Origin of the sequence: Streptomyces sp. NPDC048255 (assembly GCF_040652415.1) — a bacterium.
Lineage (GTDB): Bacteria > Actinomycetota > Actinomycetes > Streptomycetales > Streptomycetaceae > Streptomyces.
In genome coordinates, this window is the sequence record NZ_JBEZMA010000006.1 from 62163 (window position 1) to 86459 (window position 24297).

Here is a 24297-nt window from a genome sequence, read left to right on the forward strand (position 1 = left end):
GAGCCCTATCCCGCGCCGTTCAGGATGGGGCTCTGCGGCTGGCGGCACCGTGTCCAGCATCTGGTGCGTTGGCTACCGGAGGGAATCAGCGAACGTAGCCCACGCAGTGCCGGAGAACGCGACAACCGGCTGCCCGAGCTCGTCGTTCCGCTTGGAGTCCCGAATGAGGACCGCACCCAGCTGCGGGCACGCCTCCAGGCATTCCCCGTTGGGGTTACCGCTGTAGGAAGACTTGAACCACTGCCCGTAGGGGCGGCCGGTGGCGGTGGTGGTGCTCATGGTGATCAGACCTCTCGTGCTAGTCGTTCGAGGAGCTTGGGAGCTTCGTAGGCGTGCGTGTGGCTTTGTTCGCGGCGTTGGGTTCTGGCACAACTTCTGTTTGCGCCGTGAGGCCCAACAGAATGTGTGCCAGCACCCGAGATTGGGAGGCACCTGGCGGCCGTCGAGATTCGAACGCCCTGCCCGGTCTGCGGGAGCTACCGGCTACGGCATATCCGTGGGCGGGCCACCCGGCGAGGGGCGGCCCGCTCCAGCGTGCCTGGGGCCCCGGGACCACTGGCGGCCGCGCCCGGGAACGGTGAGCTGACTGTGACCGTGGTCTTCTCGCGCCTTGGGCGGGTCGGTTGTCCTGCCTGGCGCCCGGGGTGGTGTCAGGCGTTGGTCTCGTCGTGGCGGAGGTCGCCGCCGAGCTCGCGGGAGGCCTCGGCCTGGGCGAGGAGTTCCCGGGCCTTGGCCGTGGCGCCTTCGATGGCGTCGGCGCCGGCGAGGAAGCGCAGCGGCGGCTGGTCCTGGTCGGCGATGGCCAGAAGGGCGTGGGCAAGCTTGGCGGGGTCACCGGGCTGCTGCCCGCTGATGCTCTTCCAGGCTTCGACCGTGGCGGTGGTGCGTGTGGCGTAGTCGTCGATGGTCGGCTCGGGCCAGGTGGTGGAGGCGTCCACGAGTAGCTCGGTGCGGAAGAAGCCGGGCTCCACGATGGTGGTGCGGATGTTGTACGGCTTGATGTCGTGGTGGAGGGATTCCATCCAGCCCTCGACGCCGAACTTGGAGGCGGCGTACGCGGCGTTGAACTCGGCGCCGACGAGGCCGGCGATCGAGGAGAGCGCAACTTCGCCCGCTTCGTCTTCCTCGACGAGGCCGCCCGCACGCTGTACGCCGACTGGGAACGGGTCGCCGGCGACTGCCTGGCCGCGCTGCGCCTGTACGCCGGACGCCACCCCGACGACCCGCAGCTCACCGAGCTGATCGGCGAGCTGTCCCTGCACAGCGACGCTTTCCGCCGCATGTGGGCCGACCACAACGTCGTCGCCCACACCAGCGGCACCAAACGCCTCCACCACCCGCTCGTCGGCGACCTCACCCTCGACTACCTGGTCCTGGCCGTCGAAGGCGACCCCGAACAGACCCTCACCATCTACACCCCCGAACCCGCCTCCCCCTCCGCCGAAGCCCTGGCCCTCCTCGCCAGCTGGACCGGCACCTCCGGCACCCGGCCACAGGCACCCGAAGAGACACACAACGGGGCCGGCTGACCGGAAAGCTCCCGCCGTGCAAGGGCACCGAACCCCAGCGGAGCGTCGCTCCGGCGAGGTTCCGCATGATCGTTCTCACTGATAACCGCCGCTGGACCGATGTTTCCCGAGGCCGCAATCAGCGAACTCACCTCGACGCTCTCGCGCCAGCAGGAGGATTCGAACAGTCACCAACCGTCCTGCCTCCCGAAGTGGTGAACATCTGCTGCTCGTTCTCGTTCTCGTGAACAAAGCCAGGTCGATGCATGTGACCGAGGATCGCAGTTGGCGGATAGTACGGCGACGATGTCCGCGCCAACTCGATGCGGGCCAGGCTGAGGCCAGACTCGAATCGCGGCGGGCGTGGGGATGCTGTCAGCTCATGAAGGCGACGGAGCGGCTGCTGTGATGTGGCTCAGCACGCACAGCCAGCGGCCGTCCTGCCTCACGAAGACATCGGTCGTCCACTCGTCGGCATCGGACTGTCGGCCTCCGTAGTGGGCCGTGTTCGTGGCGCGCGCCGTGAACACGGCGGTATCACCGTGCACGCGGATCCTGGGCGGGCTGATGAGTTCCATCGCCGAGTGGGTCAGCGCGCCGGACTCGACGAACGCGAGGAACTGGTCTTTGGTGGAGATGCCCGAATCGGAGACGATGACCCAGTCCTCTGCCATGAAGCTCGCCATCCGTGCGACGTCATTGGAGACGATCGCAGCCGCCCACTCCTTGACGACTGCGGTCAGCTGCGCGTGGTCCGCGTCGTCCTCAGGAAGCTTCGGGGGTAGATGGGCACCGTCGCCCCTGTGCCGTGGTTTCGGCATGTACTCGGGACAGTCGGGGTTGTGGCACGGCCCTGGGCCCCACTGGGGTACGAAGATGCCGAGTGTCTTGTGGCGTGTGATCTCAGCTGTGACGGGCTGCTCGCACGCTGGGCAGACGTACGTGTCGGGGTCACGCTCTTTCTTGACCATTTATTTACGATATGCCCGTATTGCAGAGTCGGATAGTGGCAGCGTTGTGGTTCCGCCGTCGGGGTGAGTGCTGGCTGCAGGGCTACCCATCGGACCCGGGGGGATCGGATTGCCGGTTACCGTCGCCGTGCCCGGTGCCATGGCCGGGGTCTGCGGGCTGCTCGTCCTGGCCGCCGGACGTGTGTCCCTGTGGGCCGTCTGGCTTGGCGGGCCGCTTCAGGCTGAGCACGACGGAGGCGGCCAGGACGGTGATGATCACGGCCAGGCTCACCGGTGTGGGGATCTCCGGGATGCTGGTACTGATCATCTTGTGGGACGCCTGAAGGATGAGCTTGACGCCGATGAAGGACAGGATGATCGCCAGGCCCTTGTTCAGGTAGTGGAACCGGTCCAGCAGGCCAGCGAGCAGGAAGTAGAGGGCCCGCAGGCCCAGGATGGCGAAGGCGTTGCTGGTGTAGACGATGAAGGCGTCGTCGCTGACCGCGAGGACGGCCGGAACGCTGTCGACGGCGAAGATCAGGTCGGCGGCCTCGATCGCGGCGACCACCGCGAGCAGCGGGGTGCCCACGCGCTTGCCGGCTTCCTTGACGAAGAACTTCGTCCCGGCGTACTCGTCCCGGACCGGGATGACCTTGCGGAGCATGCGGACGGCGAAGCTCTTGCCGGGGTCGAAGCTCTCTTCCTCGTCCTTGAGGAGCTTGTAGGTGCTGTAGAAGAGGACGGCGGCGAAGGCGAACAGGACCGCGGTGAAGCGGCTGACCACGGCCACACCGAGGGACAGGAAGATCCCGCGGAAGACGAGCGCACCGATGACGCCGAAGAACAGCACACGGTGCTGGTAGGGGCGCGGCACCTTGAAGTACGCGAAGATCACGGCGAAGACGAACAGGTTGTCGACCGACAGGCTCTTCTCCAGCAGCCACGCGGTCGTGTACTCGGTTCCCGCCGTCGCGCCCAGGACGAGGAAGACGACGGCGCCGAAGATGAGTGCCAGGCTCACCCAGCCAGCACTCCACGCAGCGGCTTCCTTGAATCCGATCACGTGGGCGGTTCGGTGCGCCAGCAAGTCCACCGCGAGCGAGACCACCACCGTCGCGGCGAACGCCCCCCACAGCCAAAGCGGGACATCAAGCACACCGGGCCACTTTCACCACGGCCGGCGCGAGGACGCCGACCTTATACAGCAGTCTGCGGCATTCGGCCTGGCGCGGCGCGTCGGCGTACCCGGCGTATCGCGCTCGCCGGGCGGCGAGCGCAGGGACCGGGTGGAGTTGTGTGAGGGGTGAGATGCCCGGGGCGTGCGTGCGGAGGCATGATTGTGCCAGGCCATGGGCAACGGGTGCGGTGCTGTGGGCAGGCCGTAGGTTGACCGCACGGCCTGGGAAGAGCGCTCCGTGCGCCGCCCGCACATGCAGGCAGGGCCGGGCGCTCGCAGCGGGGACGGAGGACCGGATCGTGGCAGGTGAGCACGTGCGGCGGCGGCGCAGACCGCTGCTGATCGGCGGGCTGGCAGTGGCGGCGGGCGGGATGGCCTTCGGCCTGTACTGGTTCGAGCCCTGGCAGCTGTGGGCGGACGAGACCGTTGACGAGGCCGTCCCCTCGGTATCCGTACCCCAGTCACCCGGCACGTCGGGCATCCCGGCTGGCCAGCCGCGCACGGTGGCCCAGGGCACTCTGATCAGCCACGAGCACACCACCACCGGCACGGTGAAAGTCCTGCGCCTCGCCGACGGCTCCCATACCCTGCGCCTGGAGAGCCTGGACACCAGCAACGGCCCGGACCTGCGGGTCTGGCTGACCGATGCCCCCGTGATCGAGGGCCAAGAGGGCTGGCACGTCTTCGACGACGGCAAGCACGTCAGCCTGGGCGAGCTCAAGGGCAACAAGGGCGACCAGAACTATCCCGTCCCGGCGGATGTGAACCTCGCCGACTACAGCAGCCTCTCCATCTGGTGCGACCGCTTCGACGTCTCCTTCGGTGCGGCCACCCTCAACCGCACGCCGTGATGTCCCGAGAGACAGGTGCGTGATGGCTGGCCGTCACCATTTCCACGTCGACGTTCACGGGCATTCCGTGACTGTGAACATCCGCATCGGTCACCGTGGGGTGATTGAACTGATGGTCGACGGCAAAGAGACCGGCCGTGCGCAGCTGAACGGGAAACGCCCTGTGATCGTTTCCGGGGAGCTGCCGACGGATCCCCCAAGGCCGGTGAGCGTGAGGATCGCGCCGGGGCCCGGCGTGCCACGCTGTACGGCCGTGATCGACGGGGAGGATATCCCCATGTCCCCGCGTGCCTTCTGAGAGTCCGTCCCCGGTCCGGCAAGCCACGGCGGCTTCAGTGGTCGTCCCAGTGCCCGTCGTGTTCGGCGTGGCGGTGGCTGTCGTGGACGTAGTCGACGTGGTCGCCGTGCGGGACGCTGACATGTCCGCAGCCTTCACCGTGCTGGTGTTCGTGGCTGTCGTGGCTCGTGTGTCCGGCGGGCTCGCACTCGTCCGTGTGATCGCCGTGAGGGCGGTGGATGTGTCCGTCGTGGGCGTAGTCGGTGTGTCCTTCCCGCCCGGACGCTGCGCGGCCCTCGTTCACGGCCGCCGGCGGCGTGGGGCTTGAGGTGCCGGGTGCGCTCAGAGGTGGGAGGCGATGGCGGGCAGCAGGTCCTTGAAGGTGCGGCCGTCGGCCGGTTCCCCGATGGCGGACATGTTCCAGCCGGTGCCGGAGCGGTGGACTTTGGCCATGACCTGCGCGGTGTACTTGCCGCCGCCGGAGAGGGTGTAGCGGGCCAGCTCCTGGCCGTTGCTCTCGTCGATGAGGCGGCAGAAGGCGTTCTCCACCTCGGCGAAGGTCTGCCCGGTGAAGGAGTTCACGGTGAAGATGATCTGGTCCACGTGCACGGGCACCCGCTGGAGGTCCACCAGGATGGATTCGTCGTCCCCGCCCTGGCCGGCGCCGCCGACACGGTTGTCGCCGGTGTGGCGTACGGAGCCGTCCTTGCTGGTCAGCTGCTGGAAGAACACCACGTCCACTGGGTCCTGGCCTGCGAAGAGGACGGCCGATGCATCGAGGTCGATCTCCTTCGCGGTCATGCGGGCGAGAAAGCCCTTACGCGGTGCCGCCTGCCAGCCCAGCCCCATCCGTACGACGCTCAGCGCACCGCCGCCACTCTTCTCCAGGCTGATCTGCTGGCCCTTGCTCATGTTGATGCCCACCGGTGTCCTCCTGGTGCTCAAGGGGCCGAAACGCCGCGTCCCCGCTGCCGGGGCGCAGACCAAGATAAAATCTACATCACTGTAGATTTGGGAAGCTCGACCCGGCGACGCTGCATCTACGCCGAACGGCCGCCCGACCGCTTGGTTCGACAGTCGGCCGGGAAGAGCCGGGGGCAGGCCGAAACGCGGCGGTCCACCCCCCGGCCGCCTCGTACTGCCCGGTCAGACGCCGACGCCGAAGTCGGCGGCGATGCCGGAGAGGCCGGAGGCGTAGCCCTGGCCGACGGCGCGGAACTTCCACTCGGCACCGCTGCGGTAGAGCTCGCCGAAGACCATCGCGGTCTCGGTGGAGGCATCCTCGGAGAGGTCGTAGCGGGCGATCTCCGTTCCGCCGGCCTGGTTGACGACTCGGATGAAAGCGCCCCTGACCTGGCCGAAGCTCTGACCGCGGCTCTCGGCGTCGTGGATGGAGACCGGAAAGACGATCTTGTCGACGTCTGCGGGCACGGTGGCGAGGTTGACCTTGACGACCTCGTCGTCCCCCTCCCCTTCGCCCGTGAGGTTGTCGCCGGTGTGCTCGACGGAGCCGTCGGGGCTCTTGAGGTTGTTGTAGAAGACGAAGTGCTGGTCGGAGGGGACCTTCCCGGACGCGTTCACCAGCAGGGCGCTGGCGTCGAGGTCGAAGTCGACCCCGGTGGTCGTCCGTACGTCCCAGCCGAGGCCGACCAGCACGGCGGTCAGGCCCGGGGCCTCCTTGCTCAGCGAGACGTTGCCGCCCTTGGACAGACTCACACCCATGTCTTGACTCCCTGTTCCGCGCCACCGCGCCCAGGCGGGGTTCGCCCGGGCTGCTGGCTACCTCCACCAGAATCTACAGCAATGTAGAAACCTGTTGGGGTGAGTGGCACAGTGGGTCTGCGGGTGGCGAACACCTTTCGGCCAAGGCGATGCCGGTGCAGGAGAGGCGATGGGCGCCGACGGTAACGATGCATCAGGTGGTCGCCATCGCAGCACCGGCACGCCGTGTTCGTGGCTGCGAGTTCAGCGGAGCCCGAGGCTGCCTGGCTGGGTCGCCTGCGGGCCGGTGGGAAGATCGTCTGGTCTGTACGATGAACCGCCCCTCCGTGCGGCGGGTGGGGCCTTGAGGTGGGAGGTTGACGGCATGACGGTGCAGAACACGGGCGGTGCCGACCCTTCCCGCCGCCGCGGTCAGGGTGAGCTGGAAGCACAGGTGCTGACGGCACTGGGCCGGGCGCCGGGCCCGGTCACCGCGGGCTGGGTGCAGGAGCACATCGGTGGCGGTATCGCCTACACCACGGTGATGACGATCCTGACCCGGCTGCAGGCCAAGGGCGCGGTCGCCCGTGAGCGGGTGGGCCGGTCCTTTCAGTGGACTCCGGTTGCCGACGAGGCCGGGCTGGCCGCCTGGCGGATGCGGCGGGTCCTGGACGCGGAGAGTGACCGGCAGGCGGTACTGGCCAGCTTCGTGACCACCCTCTCGCCCCGGGACGAGCAGCTGCTGCGGGAGCTGCTGGCCCAGGCGCCCGAGGATGGGGAAGACTGACCGTCATGGGGGTTTTCGTCTTCCTGCCGCTGGTGCTGCCCTTAACGGCATGGCCCGTTGCGCGCCTGGCCGAACATCATCTGCATCCGCGGACCGCGACGTGGCTGCTGACCGGGGTCGCTGCGGTGCTGGCGGTGTGCAGCACGCTGTGCCTGGCGCTGCTGATGGTGGTCGGGACCGCGCAGCTTCCCGGCAATCCCCTCCCCGACGGCTGGTCGGATCCCGAGGTCCGCGAAGCGGTCCCGTACGACGAGGTCGCGGGCAAGGCGGCCATCCCGGCCCTCCTCGCGGTCATCGCCTCCTGCTGGTCTGCGGCGTGGCGGCACCGCCGGGTCCGCAAGGCGAGCGGGCGGGCCCTTCGAGGTCTTCCCCCCGCCCCGGTCGCCGTGCTGCCCGACGAGATTCCGTATGCGTACGCACTGCCCGGCGGCCGACGGGACCGGATCGTGGTGAGCACCGGCATGCTCGCCGCCCTGCCCTCACGTGAGCGCCGGGCCTTGTTCGCCCATGAACGCGCCCACCTGGCCGGACGTCACCACCGGTTCCTGCTGGCCGTACAGCTGGCCGCACGGGCCAATCCGTTCCTGCGCCCGCTGCGCTCCGCGGTGACCTACACCGCCGAGCGGTGGGCGGACGAGGAGGCGGCCCGCGCGGTCGGCAGCCGCCGCACGGTGGCCGTGGCGATCGGCAAGGCTGCTCTGATCAGCCGTGGTTCCCCGCTGGCCACGCTCGCCTCACTCGCCGAGGCGGGCCCGGTGCCGCGGCGGGTCGCCGCCCTGCTGGGCCCTGCCCCCCACGCCCACCGCTGGCCGTCGCTGTTCACCGCGGTGGGGCTGGCCACCTGGGGCGCCGCGGCCGGCACCACCGTCTCCGCGCTGTCGTCGGCGAACTCGGCCGTCACCCTCTTCTTCATCCTTCACGCCGCCACCCCCCTCTAAGCCCTGCTGGCACACGCGCCGTCGGCGGGAGAAGCTGAAGAGGGCAGCGGTCAGCGTGTGAGGGCCGGTGACGGGAGGCGAAGCGATGTCCGGGCCGGTAGTGGTCGGGGTGGACGGCTCCTCTGCTGCTCTGGCCGCCGTGGACGTTGCCGCTCGCGAAGCGCGGATACGGGACGCGGAGCTGCACATCGTCCATGCGTTCGTCTGGCCCGCCCTGCACGTCCCGCGGGGAACCTCGCCTCTGGGCCCGCCGGCCGGGGGTGTGCGCGAGAGGGTCGAGCAGATACTCGCCGAGGCCCTCATCCGGGCCCGGGCCGCGGCCCCCGGAGTTCAGGCGAGCCACGGCGTGATCGCGGGTGAGGCGGTCACCGCGCTGGAGGCGGAGTCGCGGACCGCGCAGCTCCTCGTGGTCGGGCATCGCGGCCCGGACGGCTTCGTCCATGTGCTGCTGGGGTCGACGGCGGTCCACCTTGCCGCCCACGCCTCCTGCCCGGTCATGGTGGTCCGCGGGCGGCCGCAGCCTTCCGGGCCCGTGCTGGTTGCCGTGGACGGCTCCTCTCAGGGGGAGGCGGCGGTCGCGTTCGCGTTCACCGAGGCGGCCCTGCGCGGCGCTGAGCTGGTCGCTCTGCACGCCTGGACCACCTGGACCGACGCCGAGAAGCCCGCCCCGGGCCGCCCGCTGGAGATAGTGGACCTGATCGGCGACGTGCGCCAGCTGCAAGCGACGGAGGAGCGCCTGCTGACCGAGGCCCTGTCCGGGCACCGCGAGCGGTACCCGGACCTGACCGTTCACCCGCGCCTGGTGCGCGGACGCACCCGGCTGGCACTGATCGAGGCAACCGGCAGCGCCCAGCTGATCGTGGTCGGCGCCCACGGACGCGGGGGTTTCACCGGACTGCTGCTGGGCTCGGTCAGCCAGTCCGTCCTCCATCACGCCCAGTGCCCAGTAACCGTCGTACGCGCGGGCGTCGAATGACACTTCTCCACACGCTCGCGCACGGCAGGACCCAGCGCCCACCGCTCCGCGCATGGACCTGGCCGCTGCGGAAGCGAAAGGCGGCCGCCGCCTCAGCGCGTAGCCCGGTCTACGGAAGCCGCGCGGCCCCAACACCCATGGGGTGGGCGGGCGCCGGCAGTCAGAGGTCGAACTCGTGCGGGGGAAGGTCGAGGGTGTAGCAGGCTTCGCGGACGACGGCCTGTTCGGTCTTGTCGAAGTCGCCATCCGCGCCGCCGATGACGATGCCGATCTGGATGACGGCGCGGGCCTCGGCGGGCTTCTTCTTCGCCTTGGCGATCTCCTGCAGGATGCTGACCTTGCCGAAGTCGAAGTCAGCGGTGAGGGTGTTGAGGTAGCTGTCGAAGCGTCGCTGGAGGTCGTCGGCAGGGAAGTTCTGCAGGACCTCGTTGGTGGCGATCAGGTGGGCCACCCGTCGGCGTTCGGAGTCGTCGATCGTGCCGTCGGCGGCGGCGACCAGGGCGCACATGGCCATGCTCGCGTCGCGGAACGCACCGGATTTCAGCTCGTTCTTCTTCGCTTCCAGCTGTGTCTGCATCTGCTGGGCGGATTCCTTGAAACGGTCCCACAGGGCCATGGAGAACTCCACTGGTTCGTAGGGGTGTCCGGGCCGGAGGGCCGGTCCGGACCATTCATTTCTACACCAACGTAGAAGTTGGTGGGGTGGGCGAAGCGCGAGCCTTACGCCTCCTCGTCCCCGCCCTCGTCGTCGCCTTCGAAGAAGTCGCCGATCTCGTCGACGGCTTCGGCGGCGACCATCCCGCCCACCACGCCGACGGCCAGGCCCGCGGCGCCGGCGGCAACGACGGTGCCCATGCCGGGGCCGGACCGGTGGCCGCCGTGGTGGCTGTCGTGGTCGTGGTGGCCGTGCTCGTCCTTGTGGGCATGGCCGGCGTGGGTGTCGCCATGTCCGTACGGGTGGTGGGCGGTTCGGGCGGTGTGGGCGTCGATGAGCTGGCTGATCCAGGAGCCGACGACGGCGTTCCAGTCGCGGTGCGCCGCCCCGTCGTGGCTGACGACGTGGCGGGCGAGCGCGTCGTGGCCGCCGGAGAAGAGGCCGGCGCGCTTGTCGGCCTCCAGGACGATCTCCATCCCGCCCGGGTTGGCGAGGAAGGTCACCTCGATCTCGTTCACCTGGTGCGCGTACTGCGGGGCCGGGGTGAGTTCGAGCTCCTGGTAGAAGGGCAGTTGCTGGCCGGTGCCGCCGATACGTCCGTATTCGAGGTCGGCGGACTTGAAGCCGAAGCCGAGCTGGCCGAAGGCTTCCAGGATGGCCTCCTGGACGGGCAGCGGTTCCACCGTGAGGGGGTCGAGGTCGCCCTTGTCCTTGGCTCCGGCCACCCCGAGCTCGGTCCGCACACCCAGGACGATGCCCAGTGGCTGGCCGTGCAGCTGAGTGATCGGGGTCTCCCACGGGAGCGTGATCGCGAACGGCACGGCGCGCTGCTCGCCTTCGGCGAGGCGGAAGCCGCCGCCGACGTTGAACCGCTCGAAGACGGCCGTGCCCTCGTGTTCGCCGTCGTCGTGCTCGGCCTCGACGCGGGCGACGAGTTCAAGGGTGATGTGCTCGATGTCGAAGTCGGCCCGCCCGCCGGTGAGGCGGACCTCGCCGGTCAGGGTGCCGCCGGGCACTGCGGTGACCGGGTCGAGAACGGTGTCCACGGCGGGGCCGCCGACACCCATCGAGCCGAGCAGGCGCTTGAACACCATCGTGGCGTTCTCCTTCACATGTGTCGCTTCGTGATGTCGTGTGGTGCACGCAGCGGCGCCGCTGGCCAGGTTCCGGGCCTGCGGCACCGCGCGGGTGCGGGGGTGTTACTTGGCCGCGTCCAGCGCCGCGAGGGCCTTGGCCCAGCCGACGTACTTCAGCTCGGCGAGGTCGGCGACGGTCTTGACGCCGAACGCCTCCTTGAGCAGCTCCCCCTGCCGGTCCGAGACGCCCTTGAGCGCGGACACGGGCGCGGCCAGCACCTCGGGCAGGCTCTTGTCCGCCCACGCCTTGTCCAGCACCTTGTCCAGGTCGATCGAAGCCATGCTGTTCCCCTCCAGCCCGGCGCACCCCGAAGGGTGCGCGCACGTCACCGGGCAGCACGGAATACACCGCCCCGCCCTGGCGTAATCTACAAGCATGTAGAAGCATAGGAGCAGTGCGACAGCTACGGAGTCCGCAGGCGCAGGTTGGCCGGGAAAGTCTGCAAAGCACCACTCTTCTCGCCGTGTGAGACCCGCTGGCCAGGGTCTTTACTACTCCTTTACAGTTGTGTCGCCGATACTGACCGCCAAGCCCCAGGACCGCGCCCCGGTCCGCCGAGTGAAGAAGGAGCAGCAGACCCGCAATGGGTGAACCTCCCAGTACGAGCCGTGCTACGCCTTGCCCGCAGATTGTTGAGCCGGGAGCGGGGGTGGCACGGTGACCGAGCTGCTGCTGCTCATGCTCGCTCTCGCGCTGACGCTGGCGTGTGCGGTGTTCGTCGCCGCCGAGTTCTCTCTCACCACCGTCGAGCGCAGTGAGCTCGAACGCGCCGCCCAGGCCGGTGAGCGGGGTGCCGAAGGCGCCCTGAAGGCCGCCAAGCGCCTGACCTTCCAGCTCTCCGGTGCCCAGCTGGGCATCACGGTGACCTCGCTGGTCATCGGCATGCTCGCCGAGCCGTCCGTCTCCGCACTGCTGCGCGGGCCCCTGGCCTCGGCCGGCCTGCCCGAGGGGGCGGTGTCGACCACGGCGACCCTCCTAGGCGTCGCGATCTCGACCGTCGTGCTGATGGTGGTCGGTGAGCTGGTGCCGAAGAACTGGGCGATTTCCCGGCCGCTGGCCGTCGCCAAGGTCGTCGCCGGACCGCAGCGCGCCTTCACGGCCGCGTTCGCCCCGCTGATCCGGCACCTGAACAACACCGCCAACCGCCTGGTTCGCCGCTTCGGCCTGGAACCGGCCGAGGAGCTGGCCTCCGCCCGCACCCCGGAGGAGCTGGTGGCGCTGGCCCGGCATTCCGCCCGCGCGGGCGCGATCGAGGCGGACTCGGCCGAGCTGTTCGTCCGTACGTTGCACCTGGCCGAGCTGACCGCGGAGAACGTGATGACCCCGCGGGTTGATGTGCAGGCGCTGGAAGCCCACGCCACCGCGGCGGATGCGGCGAACCTGACGCTGGCCACGGGCCTGTCCCGCTTCCCCGTCTACCGCGACGCGCTGGACCAGGTCATCGGCACCGTCCACATCCGCGACGTCCTCGCCCTGGAGGAGGACCAGCGGGTCAAGACCGAGGTCACCGAGCTGATGACCGAGCCGCTGCTGGTGCCGCACTCCCTGCCCGTGGACACCCTCCTCGGCCGGCTGCGCAAGGCCCGCACCATGGCCGTGATCATCGACGAGTACGGCGGCACCGCAGGCGTCGCCACCGTAGAGGACATCGTGGAAGAAGTCGTTGGCGAGGTCCGCGACGAACACGACCCCCACGAGGTCCCCGACCTCCTCGAAGCCCCCGAACAGGACGGCCGCCGGGCATGGGAGGCCGGCGGCAGCGTCCGCGTCGACGAGCTGGCAGAGATCGGCTTTACCGTGCCCGAGGGCCCGTACGAGACCCTCGCCGGCCTGATCGCCACCCGCCTGGAGCGCATCCCCGTCGAAGGCGACACGGTCACCGTCGACGGCTGGGAACTCACGGTGCTCGACATAGAACACCACCGCGCCGACCGGATCACGCTCACCGCACCGGCCGATACCACCGCTACCGACGAGGAGACGGGCCGATGACCGCGATCCAGCTGCTGATCGGCGCCTTCACGCTGATCACCAACGCCTTCTTCGTCGGTGCCGAGTTCGCCCTGATCTCCGTACGCCGCAGCCAGATCGAACCGGCCGCCCTCAAGGGCAACCGCCGGGCCAAGACCACCCTGTGGGGCGTGGAGCACCTCTCGGCCATGATGGCCACCGCCCAGCTCGGCATCACCGTCTCCTCCCTCGTCCTGGGCGCGGTCGCCGAACCGGCCATCGCCCACCTGCTGGAACCCCCCTTCCACGCCATCGGAGTCCCCGACGCGCTGATCCACCCGATCGCGTTCGTCATCGCGCTCACCCTGGCCACCTACCTGCACATGCTCATCGGCGAGATGGTGCCCAAGAACATCGCGCTCGCCGCCCCGGCGCCCACCGCCCTGCTCCTGGGCCCGCCGCTGGTGGCCCTCACCCGCGCCCTGCGCCCGTTCATCTTCGGCATCAACGCCTTCGCCAACATGCTGCTGCGGCTGCTGAAGGTCGAGCCCAAGAACGAAATCGCCGCGGTCTTCACCGACGACGAACTCGCCCGCCTCGTCAAGGACTCATCCGCCGCCGGCCTCCTCGGCCCGGAAGACGGAGAGCGCCTCCAGGACGCCCTGGAGCTCGGCACCCGCCCCGTCGGCGAAGTGATGGTCCCGCTGGAGCGGATCGTCACCGTCGGCCACGACATCACCCCGCAGGGCCTGGAAAGGGCGGCGGCCACACACGGGTTCTCCCGCCTGCCGGTCACCGGACCCGGCGAGGCGATCCTGGGCTACCTGCATATCAAGGACGCCCTTGCCGCCCACGACCGCACCGCCCCGTTCCCGCACAGCGCGCTCCATCCGATCACCAAGGTCGCCCTCGACACCCCCCTCGACGACACCATGACCGCCATGCGCGCAGCCGACACCCACCTCGCCGCCGTCACCGGCGCCAAGGGCACCGTTATCGGCTTCGTCACCATGGAAGACGTCCTGGAGGAACTCGTCGGCGCCCACGACCCCAGCGCCTGAACCACATAGAACAGCGGCTGGCATCCCCTGCTCGGGATGCCGGCCGTCGGCGTCCCACCCACCCGTGCGCCTGGCCCGCACAACGTCTCAACGTCGCCGCGCGCACAGCGTCCGCAAACCGGGCCGGATCTGGCCGGGCCTTCACGCCGAGCAGGACCCGGTCGCCGTGCTTCTGGAAAGACGTGTCCCGCTACTACAGCCTCGAGGCCGACGGCCTGACGAATCCGGATGCCGCCTGTCTTTGGACCGCGAAGGACCCCGCGGCGCCGACGACGCCTGGCGGATACTGCTGGCCCTCGGCCTGTGACTGCTCGGCCGGGCCCCGGGGCAGACTGCCTCCCTCGCGGCGTGCGCGGCCTCCGCCTCGCTGGTCGCCATCGGGGAGGCCGGGCCGGCGACTGGCGCCGCCGGACAGCCGGAACCGTGGTTGGGCTGAGATTGATCATGGCCGTCGCTGGTCCTTGACGCGCCTTAGGATTCGAGGGTGATGGCAAGCACCAATGACATCGAGAAGGCGGCCGGTGTGCTGCGCGCCGGCGGCCTGGTGGCCCTCCCGACCGAAACCGTCTACGGACTGGGCGCCAATGCCGAGGACCCCGCCGCCGTGGCGCGGATCTTCCAGGTGAAGGGGCGCCCGCCCTCCCACCCCCTGATCGTCCACATTGGCGGCGCGGAGCACCTGGACGACTGGGTCCAGGACGTCCCCGCGACGGCCCGCCTGCTGGCCGAACACTTCTGGCCTGGGCCGCTGACGCTGGTCCTGCGGCGCGGTCCCCGGGTGCCCTTCGAAGCGACCGGTGGCCAGGAGACGGTGGCCGTGCGCGTGCCCGACCACCCCGTCGCACTCGGACTGCTGGCGGCCTTCGGCGGCGGCATCACGGCTCCGTCCGCCAACCGCTTCGGCCAGGTCAGCCCCACGACCGCGAACGACGTCCGTGCCGAGCTCGGCGACGCCATCGACTTCGTGCTGGACGGCGGCCCCTGCGAGGTCGGCGTCGAGTCCACCATCGTCGACGTCACGGGCGAGATGCCGACCATCCTGCGGCCTGGCGGTGTGACGCGCGAGGACCTCGAAGCGGTGCTGGGTTCCCCGCTCGCAGTCCCCGCGGCCAGCCCGGTCCGGGTGCCGGGCCAGCATCCGTCCCACTACGCCCCGCGTGCGCAGGTCGTCCTGGTCGAGCCCGAGAAGGTCGTCGCCGACGCGGAGCTGGCGCAGGAGTTGGGGCACCGGGTGGGCGTCTTTCTGCCTGCCTCCTGCGCCGACGCCCTGGTGAAGGCGCATGCCGTGGTGTCGGTTCCCGCCTCGATGGCCGCCTATGCGCGTGGGCTGTACGGGTTCCTGCGTGACCTCGACCAGCAGGGGTGCGATCTCATCGTCGCGTCCTTGCCGGTGGAGGAGGGGCTGGGACTGGCGATCGCCAACCGGCTCCGCCGCGCCGCAGGGCCCCGGACCACCGGTGTGACCAGCAACGACGCCGTGCCCCGACGGCTTCCGGGCGCGGGGGCTGGGCGGATTCGTGACGGATTCGACTGAGGCAAGTGCTCTGGCAGGCCGGACACAGTTCGTGCCGCCCCTCGTCGGTGACGACTGTTCCCCATCCCCTGCACACCTCGCAGCCCGCGCCCCGCGCCAGGTCGGCGCGGGGCTGGGTGTGGTCTACGTGAGCCATCGGGGATGCGCATTCGAGGAGGGTCAAGCGGCGAACACCATGGTTCCCTCCACGTGTGCGCAGGTTCTCTGGCCGCGGCAAACCATGCTGAGCACCCACGGCCGGGGCGGTCAGGACGCGGTGGGAACCGCCGCATCGAGGCCGCGAGAGGCGACAAGCTGTGCACTGCCGTCGGCCAGCCGGTAGGAAAGCCCCACCACGCCGAGGCGGCCGGCGGCCACCCGCTCGGCCAGGACGCGGGAGCGTTCCAGAAGCAGGTCCACGGTGTGCTCGATGTGCTCGGCCACGATCTCGTCGGCCGTCTCGCGTCCGGCGGCGCGGGCCGCCAGCACGCTCGGGGTCACCCGTTCGACGACGTCCCGGACGAAGCCGCCCGGCGTCTGCCCGTCTTCCAGGGCTGAGCGGGCCGCGCTGACGGCGCCGCACGAGTCGTGGCCGAGGACGACGACCAGCGGCGCGTTGAGGACGCTCACGCCGAACTCGAGACTGCCGAGCACTTCCGTGCCAACGACATGCCCCGCGGTGCGCACCACGAACAGGTCGCCCAGGCCGCGATCGAAGATGATCTCGGCGGCCAGCCGGGAGTCGGAGCACCCGAACAGCACGGCGAAGGGCTGCTGGGACGGTGCGGTCTCGGCGCGGCGGACGGCATCCTGATTCGGATGCTCGGGGGCGCCTGAAACGAAGCGCTGGTTACCCGCGAGCAGTAGCTTGAACGCGTCGCGGGGCGTCGGGGCGTGGATCTCGGTCATGGCGGCAGCCTACGAGGCGGCACCGGCCGTCGCACCGCCTGGTCCCGCCGGAGCTCGCCGGGGGGCCACTCCGATGGCTTGGGCACCACTCCCAGGCGCCGGGCGAGGGCGGCTTCGATGGAGAACCTCAATTCGCGGCGCTGCGGCCCGGCCCCGTACGTCCACTGGTCCAAGACCCTCCGTTGGTCGTCCACACCCGCACAACGAACAAGGCGGGGCCCGCGCTGTCGGCCGAACGAGGGCGGCCCGCCCGGGATCACCCGCCGTCTCCTCTGTTCCGGGCCTGCCCCAGCGGTTTCGTCACGACGTCCTTCGTGCGGTACTCGGTCTGCCGGGCGAGTGTGTCGGTCGCCTCGTCGCTCGTGCCGTCGAGATCCGCTTCAGAGCCTTTCCGGCTCCGTCGGGTTCTTCACCCGGGTGCGGATCTTCTTGGAGAAGATCCGCTTGCAGACCGGTCGTGCGTATCCAGCTGGCTCTGCAACTCCTGCTTCGGTCGAGCAGCGCGCGTTACCCGATCCGGATCAGCTTGCCTGGCCCTCACTCGCCCGCCGGGGAAGATCCTCGCGGTCGCGGCCGGTGAACGCCTCCAGCAGGGCCCTGACGGTCAGGTGGGCCTCCGCCGGATGACGCAGCCTCTCGTCCATGCGGAGGGTGTAGTGCGTGCGCCGTCCGTCTCGCTCCCGGCTGAGGTACCCGGCCTGTTCGAGGTCTCCGACGATGGTCTGGGCGGTGCGTTCGGTGATGTGGCAAGCTGCGGCGATGTCACGGATACGCGCAGCGGGATCGTGTGCGATGGCCAGCAGCACGTGCGCATGGTTGGTGAGGAAGGCCCATCCTCCGGCCTGCTGTTCCACGATCAGCTCTGCCCCTTCGTCGGCCGGGCCGGCATCACCTGGAGATTTCTCGAAACCTGGTTCATCCATTGTCTGCGGGGCAGCAGTCCGTGGGGGAGGACCGTGAGCCCCTCCGGCGGTATCGGACGGGCTCTGTCGGGTAGGTAGGACGGCAATCTCAAGGTCCCGTACGAGGCTGTTGGGCAGGCACTGTGGATGATCTTCCTTCGGTTGAGACGACCGTGTCCGGCCTCTGCCTGGTGGCGAAGGTACGCGGGGTCATGGACTACGTCACGCAGCCGGAGCTGCGTGAGGGGCTGAAGCAGGTGATCGCTCGCGCGGAGCGAGCGGTCGTGCTGGACCTGACGGATGTGTCGTTCTGCGATTCGGCGGGGCTGAACACGCTGCTGGGAGCCCGTCGGGAGGCGGAGAGAGCAGGGGTGACGCTGGTCCTGGCCTGCGTCCCGGGCCCACTGCACCGGATCCTGGAGAGGACCGGGGCCGATCAGGTCCTGCGGGTCTTCGGCACCACTGCCGACGCCGAGGCCGCCTTCAGTATCTGACGCTGTCTTCCCGAACCGGCCCCGCGCTATACCCACCGAGCGTCGGCAGCTACCAGCTGTACGAGAACAGGGCACAGATCCCCCAGCCGGGCCGACTGGCTGCCGGGACTTCGAGGTACCCGGCGGGACTCACCGGCGGACGACGACGAGGGCGATGCCGGCCAGCCGCCGCCTGCCAGATCGAGGCGGACCAGCAGTGTGTCGGCGAGCTGCTCCGCCCTGAGTCCGGCGCATTCGCCCAAGACGCTGGTCAGACGGTTCAGGCCGCTGTCGGTGTCGTCCTCGCGGCGTTCGACGAGTCCGACGGTGTACAGCACTAGGCTGTCGCCGACGTGCAGTGGATGCTGGCCTGCGGGCGGGGCACGTGCTGAGGCCGTGCGCCCAGCGGCGGGTCGGTGGCCTGGTCCGACAGCTCCACCCGGCCGTCGGCCTTGGCCTCCAGGGCCTGGTTGGTCTCCAGGGGCTCACGACATCCCGGTGGGGTGACCGCTCTGGTGGGCTTTGACGAACGCGGTGATGTCCTTCACCAGGTGGATGATCCATGCCACGTCGCCGTCCGAGAGGGTCTGTCAGCCGGTCACGGAGATCCAGGTCCGCCTGGACCTGCTGCGCATCACCGCCCCGGCCCGCCTCGCCGACGCCGGCGTCGACCTGGAGGCGGCCCCGGCCGTACTGGACGCGGCCCGCGCCGCCGTCACCGACGGCGTACTCGGCTACGCGCTGCTGACCGCGGTGAAGTCACCCGGACAGCCCGGCGATCTACCGCCGGGTACGTAAGCGCCCTCACATACCTGCATGGGCCCTGCGTCCTAGCGTCAGCGACGAGAACGGACAGACCGCAAGAGGGAGGACGATCGCCATGGCCACCACCGTGCAGGCATCCCCGAAGACCGCCGCGATCCCGGTGTACGCGGTGTGGGGCGCCGCGGCCGGCCTGGTCGGCGGCATCGGGATGGGCATCTGGATGTCGGTGTCGAGGCCGATGATGGACACCGCCATGATCACCATGGTCGCCGGCCTCCTCGGCTCCACCAACGCCTTCGCCGGATGGCTGATCCACCTAGCCATCGCCACCTTCGCCGGCATCACCTTCGGCGTGGTGCTGGGGCAGTTCGCCCAGCGCATCGCGCCCGGGGTCGTCCTCGGCCTGGTCTACAGCGCGGTGTGGTGGACCGTCGGCGCGCTGTGGATCATGCCCGCCAACATGGGCATGCCGGTCTTCGCCTGGAACGACGTCACCGCCTCCAGCCTCGGCGCCCACCTCGTCTTCGGCCTCCTCGCCGGAGCGGCGTTCGCGTCCATCGCCCAGGCGATGGGCAAGCACACAGGCACGGCCCGGGGATGAGCCCCACAGCGTCAACGCCTGGCCCCGCCAGCCCACGGCCGGGCGCGGCACCGCGCCGCACAGGCCCGGGCGATGGTGCGGTGCCCTACTGTCTGGCCAGCAGCGCCGAGGCGCTGGCCAGCCCGGCGTGGGGTGCCACACCCCCGCCGTGGGCCCCGGGACGACGCGAGGAGACGCACCACATGAACCACGCCGCATCGGACGAGGAAGCCGAGCGGACCTGGTGCCTGGCCGAGGTCGACATCTTCTGCGACCTGAACGAAGCAGAGATGGAAGCCATCGCCGAAGCGGCACCGATGAAGACCTACCACGCAGGCGAGATCCTCTACTCGCCCACCCAACCGTCCGAGGTGCTGTTCATCCTCAAGAAGGGCCGGGTCCGCGTCTTTAGGGTCTCCGCCGACGGCCGCGCCCTGACCACCGCGATCATCTCCCCGGGCACCATCTTCGGCGAGATGGTCCTGCTCGGACAGCACATGTACGACAACTACGCCGAAGCCCTCGACGAAACCGTCGTATGCGTGATGAGCCGCACGGACGTCAACCGGCTACTGCTGACCGACGCCCGGATCGCCGCCAGGATCACAGCGATCCTCGGCCGGCGGCTGTCCGACCTCGAACAGAGGCTGTCCGACAGCGTCTTCAAGACCGTCGCCCAACGCGTGGCGACCACCCTGGTCACCCTGAGCACCGCCCAGCCGTCCGGCAGCCCGCTGCGACCGGGCGGACGCCACCCCCAGATCGCCCTCACCCACGAACAGCTCGCCGCACTCGCTGGCACCTCCCGCGAAACCTGCACCAAAGTGCTCCGCGAGATGGAGGACCGAGGGCTCCTCCGGCTCGCCCGCGGCCGCATCACCGTGCTCGATCGCGAGCGGCTCCAGGACTCGGCGGGCTGACCCCGCTGCAAGCGTCACCGAACCGTGAGGCCACCACCACGCCCGCGACCCGAGTGCGCAATCTAGTCTCGCCTCCGGTCCCCGACAACCAGGAGCCATCCATGCGCCCCCGCACCGTCCTTCCGGCAGCCCTCGCCGCCGCCCTGCTCGCCCTCACCGGCTGCGGCTCGAACGGCAGCTCCGATGCCGCCGGCGATGAGGGGGCTGTCTCCCCGTCGACGGCGTCGTCCCCCGCCCAGCCGCCGGCCGGCTCAGACGGGAGCGGCACCGGGGCGAACGGGGCCAAGGTGCCCTCGGCCCTGAACTTCACGGCCACCACCGTGGACGGCAAGCCGTTCGACGCGAAGACCCTCGCAGGCAAGCCCACGGTGCTGTGGTTCTGGGCGCCCTGGTGCCCCAAGTGCAAGGCCCAGGCCGCCGAGACCGCCAACGTCGCCGCCACCTACCAGGGCAAGGCCAACGTCGTCGGCGTCGCCGGCCTCGACAAGAACACCGCCATGAAGGACTTCGTCGCCGACACCGGCACCGGCTCCTTCCCCCACCTGTCCGACGAGAACGGCGAGGTGTGGAAGCGGTTCAAGGTCACCGAGCAGAGCCGCTACGTCATCCTCGACAAGAACGGCACCACCGTCTACGAAGGCGTACTGCCCAGCGGCAAGGGGCTGGCCGACAAGGTCGCCGGACTCACCGGCTGAACCGCCATGTCTGATCTGCCTCTCGCCCTTGCCCTCGGCGCCGGGATGCTCGCCGCCGTCAACCCGTGCGGCTTCGCCCTGCTGCCCGCCTACCTCTCCCTGCTCGTCCTCGGCGACGACGCCCCCAGCCGCACCGTCGCCGTCGGCCGGGCCCTTGCGGCCACCGCCGCGATCACCGCCGGATTCGCCGCCCTCTTCGGCGTCTTCGGCCTCGCCATCCAGCCCGTCGCCGGGCAGGTCCAGCAGCACCTGCCCTGGTTCACCATCGCCTTCGGCCTGCTCATAGCCACCGCGGGCGGATGGCTGCTCGCCGGCCGCCAGCTGCCCGCCCTGGCCCCCAAGCTCCGCCGGGCACCCAAGGTCACCCGCTCCCTGCCGTCCATGGCGCTGTTCGGCATGGCGTACGCCATTGCCTCCCTGGGCTGCACCATCGCCCCCTTCCTCGCCATCGTCGTCTCCGCCTTCCGCACCGGCTCCACCGGCGAAGGCATCACCCTGTTCACCGCCTACGCCGCTGGCATGGGCCTGATCGTCGGCGCCGCCTCACTGACCGTCGCCGTCACCCGCACCACCGCCGTCACCCGCCTGCGCCGCCTCGGCGCCCTCGCCCCCCGCGTCGGAGGCGGACTCCTCCTCCTCGTCGGCGGCTACGTCGCCTACTACGGCTGGTACGAAATCCGTGTCCAGCACGACCCCGCCACCGCCGACCCCGTCATCGACGCAGCAGGCACCCTCCAACGCCTGATCGCCGACACCCTGGACGGACTCGGCCCCGCCGTGATCGCCATCCTCTTCACGCTCCTGCTCCTGGCGGCACTCGTGATACGCCGCCGACGAGCCCGCCGCACCAACCACTCCGACACCGAATCGCACCCCGCCTGAGGGGATGTCCCAGCGGGAGGGCCCCGAAGGCGGGGCCCTCCCGCAGATCGCGGTCCGCGCCCATTTCGAGAGCAGACAGCCGCAGTGAACGCCGATAGTGGCGACACGGACCAGCCGGCATGGCCGTCCACGGCGAGCCTGCCGCATCCGCACGGTGCTGGCCCCGGAGTGCTGCAGTAGGGCGTCCACGTAACTCGCCTTGCACGTGAAGCCATTCCCCTAGGAGGACGGCCGGAACGGTGCGAGGTGGTGGTTGGTGGTTGGTGGTTGGTGGTTGGGCGGTTCACCTCCACTCGGTGGGGTCCTGCATGTCTCTTGCCTCGAACTGGCCAGGCCGCTCTGCTGGGCCGATGTCAAGGCAGACCGCTTCGTGCCCTATCACTGCGTCCAGGAGGAGGGGCGGGCGCGGGAGCAGGATGTTTTGCGGGTACCCGGCGGGGACGTCCAGTCGCTCCAGCCACCAGCGGGCCCACCCGTAGATCACCGACGGGTACAGGTCCACCGGCCTGGGTTCCTCGCTGCGGACCATCACCGTACCCGGAGGGTTGCCACACCCATCGCGGCTGCACCCGTACCCATACCAGCGCGCTCCGATCGCCGGTCACCCCGCCGACGATCACCGCTCCCGATGGTTTCGTGGTTCACCGCGAGCGCAGCCATGATCGGGCGACCGCAGCAGCCCGCGGGGCAGCATCGCCCCGGTGACCACGGCGGTCAGGGTCACGGCCAGCCAGGCCCAGCCGGTACTGGCTGGCTGTGCCGCACCGGTGACAGTAGTGCCTTCACCACCACCACCCGCGGCAGTGAGCCGGGGCAGCACAGATAACCGCGGAATTACGCTTCAACGGTTCGGACCTGTGCCCCGTGCTCGTTTCGCGTGTATGTGCGGCGCGCGTTCTTTTCGATCTTCCGGGCGACCTCGGACTCCAGGTCCACGCCGTTCATCTGCGCCAGGGCAGTTAGGTAAAGGAACACGTCGGCCAGCTCCTCCCCGAGGTCGGGCAGCCCCTTGCGCCAGGCGGTGAAGGCCTCGCCAACTTCGGCGGTGAGAAGGCCGAACTCCAAGGCGACGTCCGTGGTGTTGAACCCCTTGAGGGTCTTGTTTTCCCATGCGAGCTTCTGGGCGGACCCGATCTCCAAGACTCCTCCAGCGGCGGTACGGCAGGTGCCCCCGAAGCCTAGCGGGAGCAGTGTGCCGGAGGGCTGGCTTAGGAGGTCGTCACCCTGCCGAGGGGAGTTCGAGGGTCGTGGTGTCGAGGGTGAGCACGCGGGCGTAATCAGCGAGAGTGGAGAAGACCCTCTCGTACCCCGTGACCAGCGCGGAGACCTCCCCCAGACTGACAGCCTCGCCATCACGCGAGAGAAGCCGCTGGCGGATGATGGCTGGTGGTGCGGTCAGGTGAACGAGCACGCCGGAACGCTCGATGACGCTCTCAGCCAGGTCGATCGCCTGGCTCCAGTTGATCCGGGAACGGCCCCGGTGAAGTGGTCCATAGACGAGTTCGCTGATGAAGCATCGGTCGAAAATGATCCGCCCCGGCCCGGCGAGGATGTTCCTGTAGCGGCTGGCCAGGTCAAGGTGGTCCGGGGTCCTCGGCGAGTGCACCACGACGAACCCGTTGTGCGTTGATAGGCGTTCGCCGAGCGTGCTCTTGCCGACTCCGTCACAGCCCTCCAGGACCAAGGTCTGGTACTCGCCGGCGATCTCGTCGAGGTTCATGCGGCCAGCCAGGACAGGACGGCCTCTTCATTGTCGAGGTGAGCGTCGGCGGCGTACTGGATCATGAGGTTGCGCCAGTTGGGCTCCCGGCCATGAGCGTGGGTGAATGTCGTGCGCGGCTGGAAGGCCGCGATCCGTACACCGCTGGCCAGGGCCGCGCCGATGAGCAGGGCGGTGCCTGGTGGTGTCTCGGGGCCGGATACATCGGCCAGCAGCCGGGCAGCCGAGCGGACTGCATTCAGATCGTCCAAGGCACCAGCGACCGGGTCCGGTGCTGTGAAGCGTTGGGGCACCACCACGGTGTGGCCGGCATCCATGCAGGCCTTCGCCAGGAGGTCTCGCCCCCATGCCGTGTATGGCGACGCCTCGAAGTACACGGGCGCACCCATGCCCGCAGGCGAGCCAGCGGGGAGGGAAGCACGATCCGGTAGGTCGAGCAGGGCCTCGACGGCCGCGTCGAGGGCCGTGTTCGTCTGGGCCGCGTTGCGCGCTTGGAAGGCCTGGAACCGTGACCCGCGCGGAGCTGGCGGCAGGGCCGGTGGTCCGAGCTTGGCCACGCGCACGATGCGGGTCGCCACTGCCTGGAGGAGAGGGTCTGGGAATTCGAGGTGGGCGCCGGCCTCGGTCATCGAGTAGGTCTGGAAATCGCTGGTGAGTACGACGACGGGAACGCCGGAGGCGGCGGCGTACCCGATCTCCATGCAGACCCCATCGTCGAGGCTCGGGCCGTGCAGGATGGCGATCATGGCGTCGAGGTGCCCGAGGCGTTCGCGGTCCAGCTCGAACAGGCGACGCCCCTTGACCTCGACGACGAGGTCCTCCTCGTCGGTGTCGCAGAACGGCAGGAAGACGCGATCGGGGCCGACCTTCGTGGCGAGTCGATCGGCGAGGTCTGCAGCGAGAGCACGGTCGTGGGCGGCGAAGAGACGGTGGGCTATGTAGACGGTCACGGAAAGACGTTCCCCAGTTG

The 24297-nt window shown here is 69.6% G+C and carries 30 protein-coding genes and 1 pseudogene; 15 read left to right on the forward strand and 16 right to left on the reverse strand.

Features of this window, described 5'->3' with window-relative positions:
* Positions 1 to 72 precede the first annotated feature (72 nt).
* Together AB0D94_RS07810 and AB0D94_RS07815 are read right to left on the reverse strand one after the other, a co-directional pair.
* Complete coding sequence (locus AB0D94_RS07810; RefSeq protein ID WP_362047161.1) at positions 73 to 279, reverse strand: DUF397 domain-containing protein; 207 nt, start codon at positions 277 to 279, stop codon at positions 73 to 75.
* 371 nt (positions 280 to 650) lie between these two features.
* Positions 651 to 1091: an SDR family NAD(P)-dependent oxidoreductase gene (locus tag AB0D94_RS07815; protein WP_362047634.1), complete on the reverse strand. Its 441-nt coding sequence runs from the start codon at positions 1089 to 1091 to the stop codon at positions 651 to 653.
* On the opposite strand from AB0D94_RS07815, the gene AB0D94_RS07820 reads away from it, so the two are divergent.
* A complete protein-coding gene (locus AB0D94_RS07820) occupies positions 1005 to 1529 on the forward strand; it encodes a hypothetical protein (RefSeq protein WP_362047164.1) in 525 nt (174 codons plus the stop codon). The genes AB0D94_RS07815 and AB0D94_RS07820 overlap by 87 nt on opposite strands.
* Positions 1530 to 1888: 359 nt before the next feature.
* Here AB0D94_RS07820 and AB0D94_RS07825 read toward each other — a convergent pair whose 3' ends face one another.
* Together AB0D94_RS07825 and AB0D94_RS07830 are read right to left on the reverse strand one after the other, a co-directional pair.
* Positions 1889 to 2329, reverse strand: coding sequence for a nuclear transport factor 2 family protein (locus tag AB0D94_RS07825; RefSeq protein WP_362047637.1), 441 nt, complete (start codon positions 2327 to 2329; stop codon positions 1889 to 1891).
* A 232-nt stretch (positions 2330 to 2561) separates the two neighbouring features.
* Complete coding sequence (locus AB0D94_RS07830; protein ID WP_362047167.1) at positions 2562 to 3614, reverse strand: TerC family protein; 1053 nt, start codon at positions 3612 to 3614, stop codon at positions 2562 to 2564.
* A gap of 392 nt (positions 3615 to 4006) precedes the next feature.
* Here AB0D94_RS07830 and AB0D94_RS07835 point away from each other — a divergent pair, with 392 nt between their 5' ends.
* Positions 4007 to 4486 carry a DM13 domain-containing protein gene (locus AB0D94_RS07835; protein ID WP_362047640.1) on the forward strand — a complete coding sequence of 160 codons (480 nt, stop codon included), beginning with the start codon at positions 4007 to 4009 and terminating at the stop codon, positions 4484 to 4486.
* Positions 4487 to 4559: 73 nt separating this feature from the next.
* Entirely contained in the window at positions 4560 to 4784 is a 225-nt protein-coding gene (locus tag AB0D94_RS07840) for a hypothetical protein (RefSeq protein ID WP_362047170.1), read from the forward strand.
* A gap of 34 nt (positions 4785 to 4818) precedes the next feature.
* Here the strand turns inward: AB0D94_RS07840 and AB0D94_RS07845 are convergent, their stop codons facing one another.
* The 3 genes from AB0D94_RS07845 to AB0D94_RS07855 form a co-directional block, all read right to left on the reverse strand.
* A complete protein-coding gene (locus tag AB0D94_RS07845) occupies positions 4819 to 5067 on the reverse strand; it encodes a hypothetical protein (RefSeq protein ID WP_362047173.1) in 249 nt (82 codons plus the stop codon).
* A gap of 38 nt (positions 5068 to 5105) precedes the next feature.
* Positions 5106 to 5687 (reverse strand): TerD family protein, encoded by a 582-nt coding sequence (locus tag AB0D94_RS07850; RefSeq protein ID WP_362047176.1) that lies wholly within the window; start codon positions 5685 to 5687, stop codon positions 5106 to 5108.
* 222 nt (positions 5688 to 5909) lie between these two features.
* The gene (locus AB0D94_RS07855; RefSeq protein WP_362047179.1) at positions 5910 to 6485 is read right to left on the reverse strand and encodes a TerD family protein; all 576 of its coding nucleotides are present in this window, start codon (positions 6483 to 6485) and stop codon (positions 5910 to 5912) included.
* A gap of 364 nt (positions 6486 to 6849) precedes the next feature.
* Here AB0D94_RS07855 and AB0D94_RS07860 point away from each other — a divergent pair, with 364 nt between their 5' ends.
* The 3 genes from AB0D94_RS07860 (at position 6850) to AB0D94_RS07870 (ending at position 9165) form a co-directional block, all read left to right on the forward strand.
* Positions 6850 to 7251, forward strand: coding sequence for a BlaI/MecI/CopY family transcriptional regulator (locus AB0D94_RS07860; protein WP_362047182.1), 402 nt, complete (start codon positions 6850 to 6852; stop codon positions 7249 to 7251).
* Positions 7252 to 7256: 5 nt separating this feature from the next.
* Positions 7257 to 8189, forward strand: a complete 933-nt coding sequence (locus tag AB0D94_RS07865; RefSeq protein ID WP_362047185.1) for a M56 family metallopeptidase — start codon at positions 7257 to 7259, stop codon at positions 8187 to 8189.
* Between the two features lie 85 nt (positions 8190 to 8274).
* Complete coding sequence (locus tag AB0D94_RS07870; RefSeq protein ID WP_362047188.1) at positions 8275 to 9165, forward strand: universal stress protein; 891 nt, start codon at positions 8275 to 8277, stop codon at positions 9163 to 9165.
* A gap of 160 nt (positions 9166 to 9325) precedes the next feature.
* On the opposite strand, the gene AB0D94_RS07875 is transcribed toward AB0D94_RS07870, so the two are convergent.
* From AB0D94_RS07875 to AB0D94_RS07885, 3 genes are all read right to left on the reverse strand, one after another.
* On the reverse strand, positions 9326 to 9781 hold the full coding sequence (locus AB0D94_RS07875; RefSeq protein ID WP_362047191.1) for a tellurite resistance TerB family protein: 456 nt from the start codon (positions 9779 to 9781) through the stop codon (positions 9326 to 9328).
* Between the two features lie 104 nt (positions 9782 to 9885).
* Positions 9886 to 10914, reverse strand: a complete 1029-nt coding sequence (locus tag AB0D94_RS07880; protein WP_362047194.1) for a sporulation protein — start codon at positions 10912 to 10914, stop codon at positions 9886 to 9888.
* Between the two features lie 105 nt (positions 10915 to 11019).
* On the reverse strand, positions 11020 to 11238 hold the full coding sequence (locus AB0D94_RS07885; RefSeq protein ID WP_362047197.1) for a hypothetical protein: 219 nt from the start codon (positions 11236 to 11238) through the stop codon (positions 11020 to 11022).
* Between the two features lie 376 nt (positions 11239 to 11614).
* On the opposite strand from AB0D94_RS07885, the gene AB0D94_RS07890 reads away from it, so the two are divergent.
* From AB0D94_RS07890 to AB0D94_RS07900, 3 genes are all read left to right on the forward strand, one after another.
* Positions 11615 to 12949: a hemolysin family protein gene (locus AB0D94_RS07890; protein WP_362047200.1), complete on the forward strand. Its 1335-nt coding sequence runs from the start codon at positions 11615 to 11617 to the stop codon at positions 12947 to 12949.
* On the forward strand, positions 12946 to 13968 hold the full coding sequence (locus AB0D94_RS07895; RefSeq protein ID WP_362047203.1) for a hemolysin family protein: 1023 nt from the start codon (positions 12946 to 12948) through the stop codon (positions 13966 to 13968). Before AB0D94_RS07890 ends, AB0D94_RS07895 begins: the two co-directional genes overlap by 4 nt.
* Positions 13969 to 14455: 487 nt before the next feature.
* The gene (locus AB0D94_RS07900) at positions 14456 to 15502 is read left to right on the forward strand and encodes an L-threonylcarbamoyladenylate synthase (RefSeq protein WP_362047205.1); all 1047 of its coding nucleotides are present in this window, start codon (positions 14456 to 14458) and stop codon (positions 15500 to 15502) included.
* A gap of 246 nt (positions 15503 to 15748) precedes the next feature.
* Here AB0D94_RS07900 and AB0D94_RS07905 read toward each other — a convergent pair whose 3' ends face one another.
* Positions 15749 to 16390, reverse strand: a complete 642-nt coding sequence (locus AB0D94_RS07905) for a carbonic anhydrase (protein WP_362047208.1) — start codon at positions 16388 to 16390, stop codon at positions 15749 to 15751.
* 521 nt (positions 16391 to 16911) lie between these two features.
* Positions 16912 to 17244, reverse strand: coding sequence for a MarR family transcriptional regulator (locus AB0D94_RS07910; protein WP_362047211.1), 333 nt, complete (start codon positions 17242 to 17244; stop codon positions 16912 to 16914).
* Positions 17245 to 17465: 221 nt separating this feature from the next.
* Between AB0D94_RS07910 and AB0D94_RS07915 the strand changes: the two genes are divergently transcribed.
* Positions 17466 to 17786 (forward strand): STAS domain-containing protein, encoded by a 321-nt coding sequence (locus AB0D94_RS07915; protein ID WP_362047214.1) that lies wholly within the window; start codon positions 17466 to 17468, stop codon positions 17784 to 17786.
* 129 nt (positions 17787 to 17915) lie between these two features.
* Here AB0D94_RS07915 and AB0D94_RS07920 read toward each other — a convergent pair.
* Positions 17916 to 18213: pseudogene (locus AB0D94_RS07920) on the reverse strand (SpoIIE family protein phosphatase); the annotation flags it as partial.
* 107 nt (positions 18214 to 18320) lie between these two features.
* On the opposite strand from AB0D94_RS07920, the gene AB0D94_RS07925 reads away from it, so the two are divergent.
* From AB0D94_RS07925 to AB0D94_RS07945, 5 genes are all read left to right on the forward strand, one after another.
* The gene (locus tag AB0D94_RS07925; RefSeq protein WP_362047217.1) at positions 18321 to 18563 is read left to right on the forward strand and encodes a hypothetical protein; all 243 of its coding nucleotides are present in this window, start codon (positions 18321 to 18323) and stop codon (positions 18561 to 18563) included.
* A gap of 82 nt (positions 18564 to 18645) precedes the next feature.
* The gene (locus tag AB0D94_RS07930; protein ID WP_362047220.1) at positions 18646 to 19131 is read left to right on the forward strand and encodes a hypothetical protein; all 486 of its coding nucleotides are present in this window, start codon (positions 18646 to 18648) and stop codon (positions 19129 to 19131) included.
* 182 nt (positions 19132 to 19313) lie between these two features.
* The gene (locus AB0D94_RS07935; RefSeq protein WP_362047223.1) at positions 19314 to 20030 is read left to right on the forward strand and encodes a Crp/Fnr family transcriptional regulator; all 717 of its coding nucleotides are present in this window, start codon (positions 19314 to 19316) and stop codon (positions 20028 to 20030) included.
* A gap of 101 nt (positions 20031 to 20131) precedes the next feature.
* On the forward strand, positions 20132 to 20725 hold the full coding sequence (locus tag AB0D94_RS07940; protein WP_362047226.1) for a redoxin family protein: 594 nt from the start codon (positions 20132 to 20134) through the stop codon (positions 20723 to 20725).
* A gap of 6 nt (positions 20726 to 20731) precedes the next feature.
* Positions 20732 to 21607, forward strand: a complete 876-nt coding sequence (locus AB0D94_RS07945; protein ID WP_362047229.1) for a cytochrome c biogenesis protein CcdA — start codon at positions 20732 to 20734, stop codon at positions 21605 to 21607.
* A gap of 834 nt (positions 21608 to 22441) precedes the next feature.
* On the opposite strand, the gene AB0D94_RS07950 is transcribed toward AB0D94_RS07945, so the two are convergent.
* The 3 genes from AB0D94_RS07950 to AB0D94_RS07960 all read right to left on the reverse strand — a co-directional run bounded on the left by AB0D94_RS07950 (position 22442) and on the right by AB0D94_RS07960 (position 24277).
* Complete coding sequence (locus AB0D94_RS07950; RefSeq protein ID WP_362047232.1) at positions 22442 to 22747, reverse strand: MazG-like family protein; 306 nt, start codon at positions 22745 to 22747, stop codon at positions 22442 to 22444.
* Positions 22748 to 22826: 79 nt separating this feature from the next.
* The gene (locus AB0D94_RS07955; RefSeq protein WP_362047235.1) at positions 22827 to 23327 is read right to left on the reverse strand and encodes a hypothetical protein; all 501 of its coding nucleotides are present in this window, start codon (positions 23325 to 23327) and stop codon (positions 22827 to 22829) included.
* Positions 23324 to 24277, reverse strand: coding sequence for a nucleoside 2-deoxyribosyltransferase (locus tag AB0D94_RS07960; protein WP_362047238.1), 954 nt, complete (start codon positions 24275 to 24277; stop codon positions 23324 to 23326). Before AB0D94_RS07960 ends, AB0D94_RS07955 begins: the two co-directional genes overlap by 4 nt.
* Between the last annotated feature and the right edge of the window lie 20 nt (positions 24278 to 24297).

Excerpts from the sequence above, each read along its gene's own strand:
- AB0D94_RS07905 (WP_362047208.1), bottom strand. The coding sequence starts at position 16,390 with ATGACCGAGATCCACGCCCCGACGCCCCGCGACGCGTTCAAGCTACTG.
- AB0D94_RS07930 (WP_362047220.1), top strand. The coding sequence starts at position 18,646 with ATGGCCACCACCGTGCAGGCATCCCCGAAGACCGCCGCGATCCCGGTG.
- AB0D94_RS07870 (WP_362047188.1), top strand. The coding sequence starts at position 8,275 with ATGTCCGGGCCGGTAGTGGTCGGGGTGGACGGCTCCTCTGCTGCTCTG.
- AB0D94_RS07955 (WP_362047235.1), bottom strand. The coding sequence starts at position 23,327 with ATGAACCTCGACGAGATCGCCGGCGAGTACCAGACCTTGGTCCTGGAG.
- AB0D94_RS07925 (WP_362047217.1), top strand. The coding sequence starts at position 18,321 with ATGATCCATGCCACGTCGCCGTCCGAGAGGGTCTGTCAGCCGGTCACG.
- AB0D94_RS07945 (WP_362047229.1), top strand. The coding sequence starts at position 20,732 with ATGTCTGATCTGCCTCTCGCCCTTGCCCTCGGCGCCGGGATGCTCGCC.
- AB0D94_RS07810 (WP_362047161.1), bottom strand. The coding sequence starts at position 279 with ATGAGCACCACCACCGCCACCGGCCGCCCCTACGGGCAGTGGTTCAAG.
- AB0D94_RS07860 (WP_362047182.1), top strand. The coding sequence starts at position 6,850 with ATGACGGTGCAGAACACGGGCGGTGCCGACCCTTCCCGCCGCCGCGGT.
- AB0D94_RS07825 (WP_362047637.1), bottom strand. The coding sequence starts at position 2,329 with ATGCCGAAACCACGGCACAGGGGCGACGGTGCCCATCTACCCCCGAAG.
- AB0D94_RS07895 (WP_362047203.1), top strand. The coding sequence starts at position 12,946 with ATGACCGCGATCCAGCTGCTGATCGGCGCCTTCACGCTGATCACCAAC.
- AB0D94_RS07940 (WP_362047226.1), top strand. The coding sequence starts at position 20,132 with ATGCGCCCCCGCACCGTCCTTCCGGCAGCCCTCGCCGCCGCCCTGCTC.
- AB0D94_RS07875 (WP_362047191.1), bottom strand. The coding sequence starts at position 9,781 with ATGGCCCTGTGGGACCGTTTCAAGGAATCCGCCCAGCAGATGCAGACA.
- AB0D94_RS07865 (WP_362047185.1), top strand. The coding sequence starts at position 7,257 with ATGGGGGTTTTCGTCTTCCTGCCGCTGGTGCTGCCCTTAACGGCATGG.
- AB0D94_RS07880 (WP_362047194.1), bottom strand. The coding sequence starts at position 10,914 with ATGGTGTTCAAGCGCCTGCTCGGCTCGATGGGTGTCGGCGGCCCCGCC.
- AB0D94_RS07835 (WP_362047640.1), top strand. The coding sequence starts at position 4,007 with ATGGCCTTCGGCCTGTACTGGTTCGAGCCCTGGCAGCTGTGGGCGGAC.
- AB0D94_RS07900 (WP_362047205.1), top strand. The coding sequence starts at position 14,456 with ATGGCAAGCACCAATGACATCGAGAAGGCGGCCGGTGTGCTGCGCGCC.
- AB0D94_RS07885 (WP_362047197.1), bottom strand. The coding sequence starts at position 11,238 with ATGGCTTCGATCGACCTGGACAAGGTGCTGGACAAGGCGTGGGCGGAC.
- AB0D94_RS07855 (WP_362047179.1), bottom strand. The coding sequence starts at position 6,485 with ATGGGTGTGAGTCTGTCCAAGGGCGGCAACGTCTCGCTGAGCAAGGAG.
- AB0D94_RS07935 (WP_362047223.1), top strand. The coding sequence starts at position 19,314 with ATGAACCACGCCGCATCGGACGAGGAAGCCGAGCGGACCTGGTGCCTG.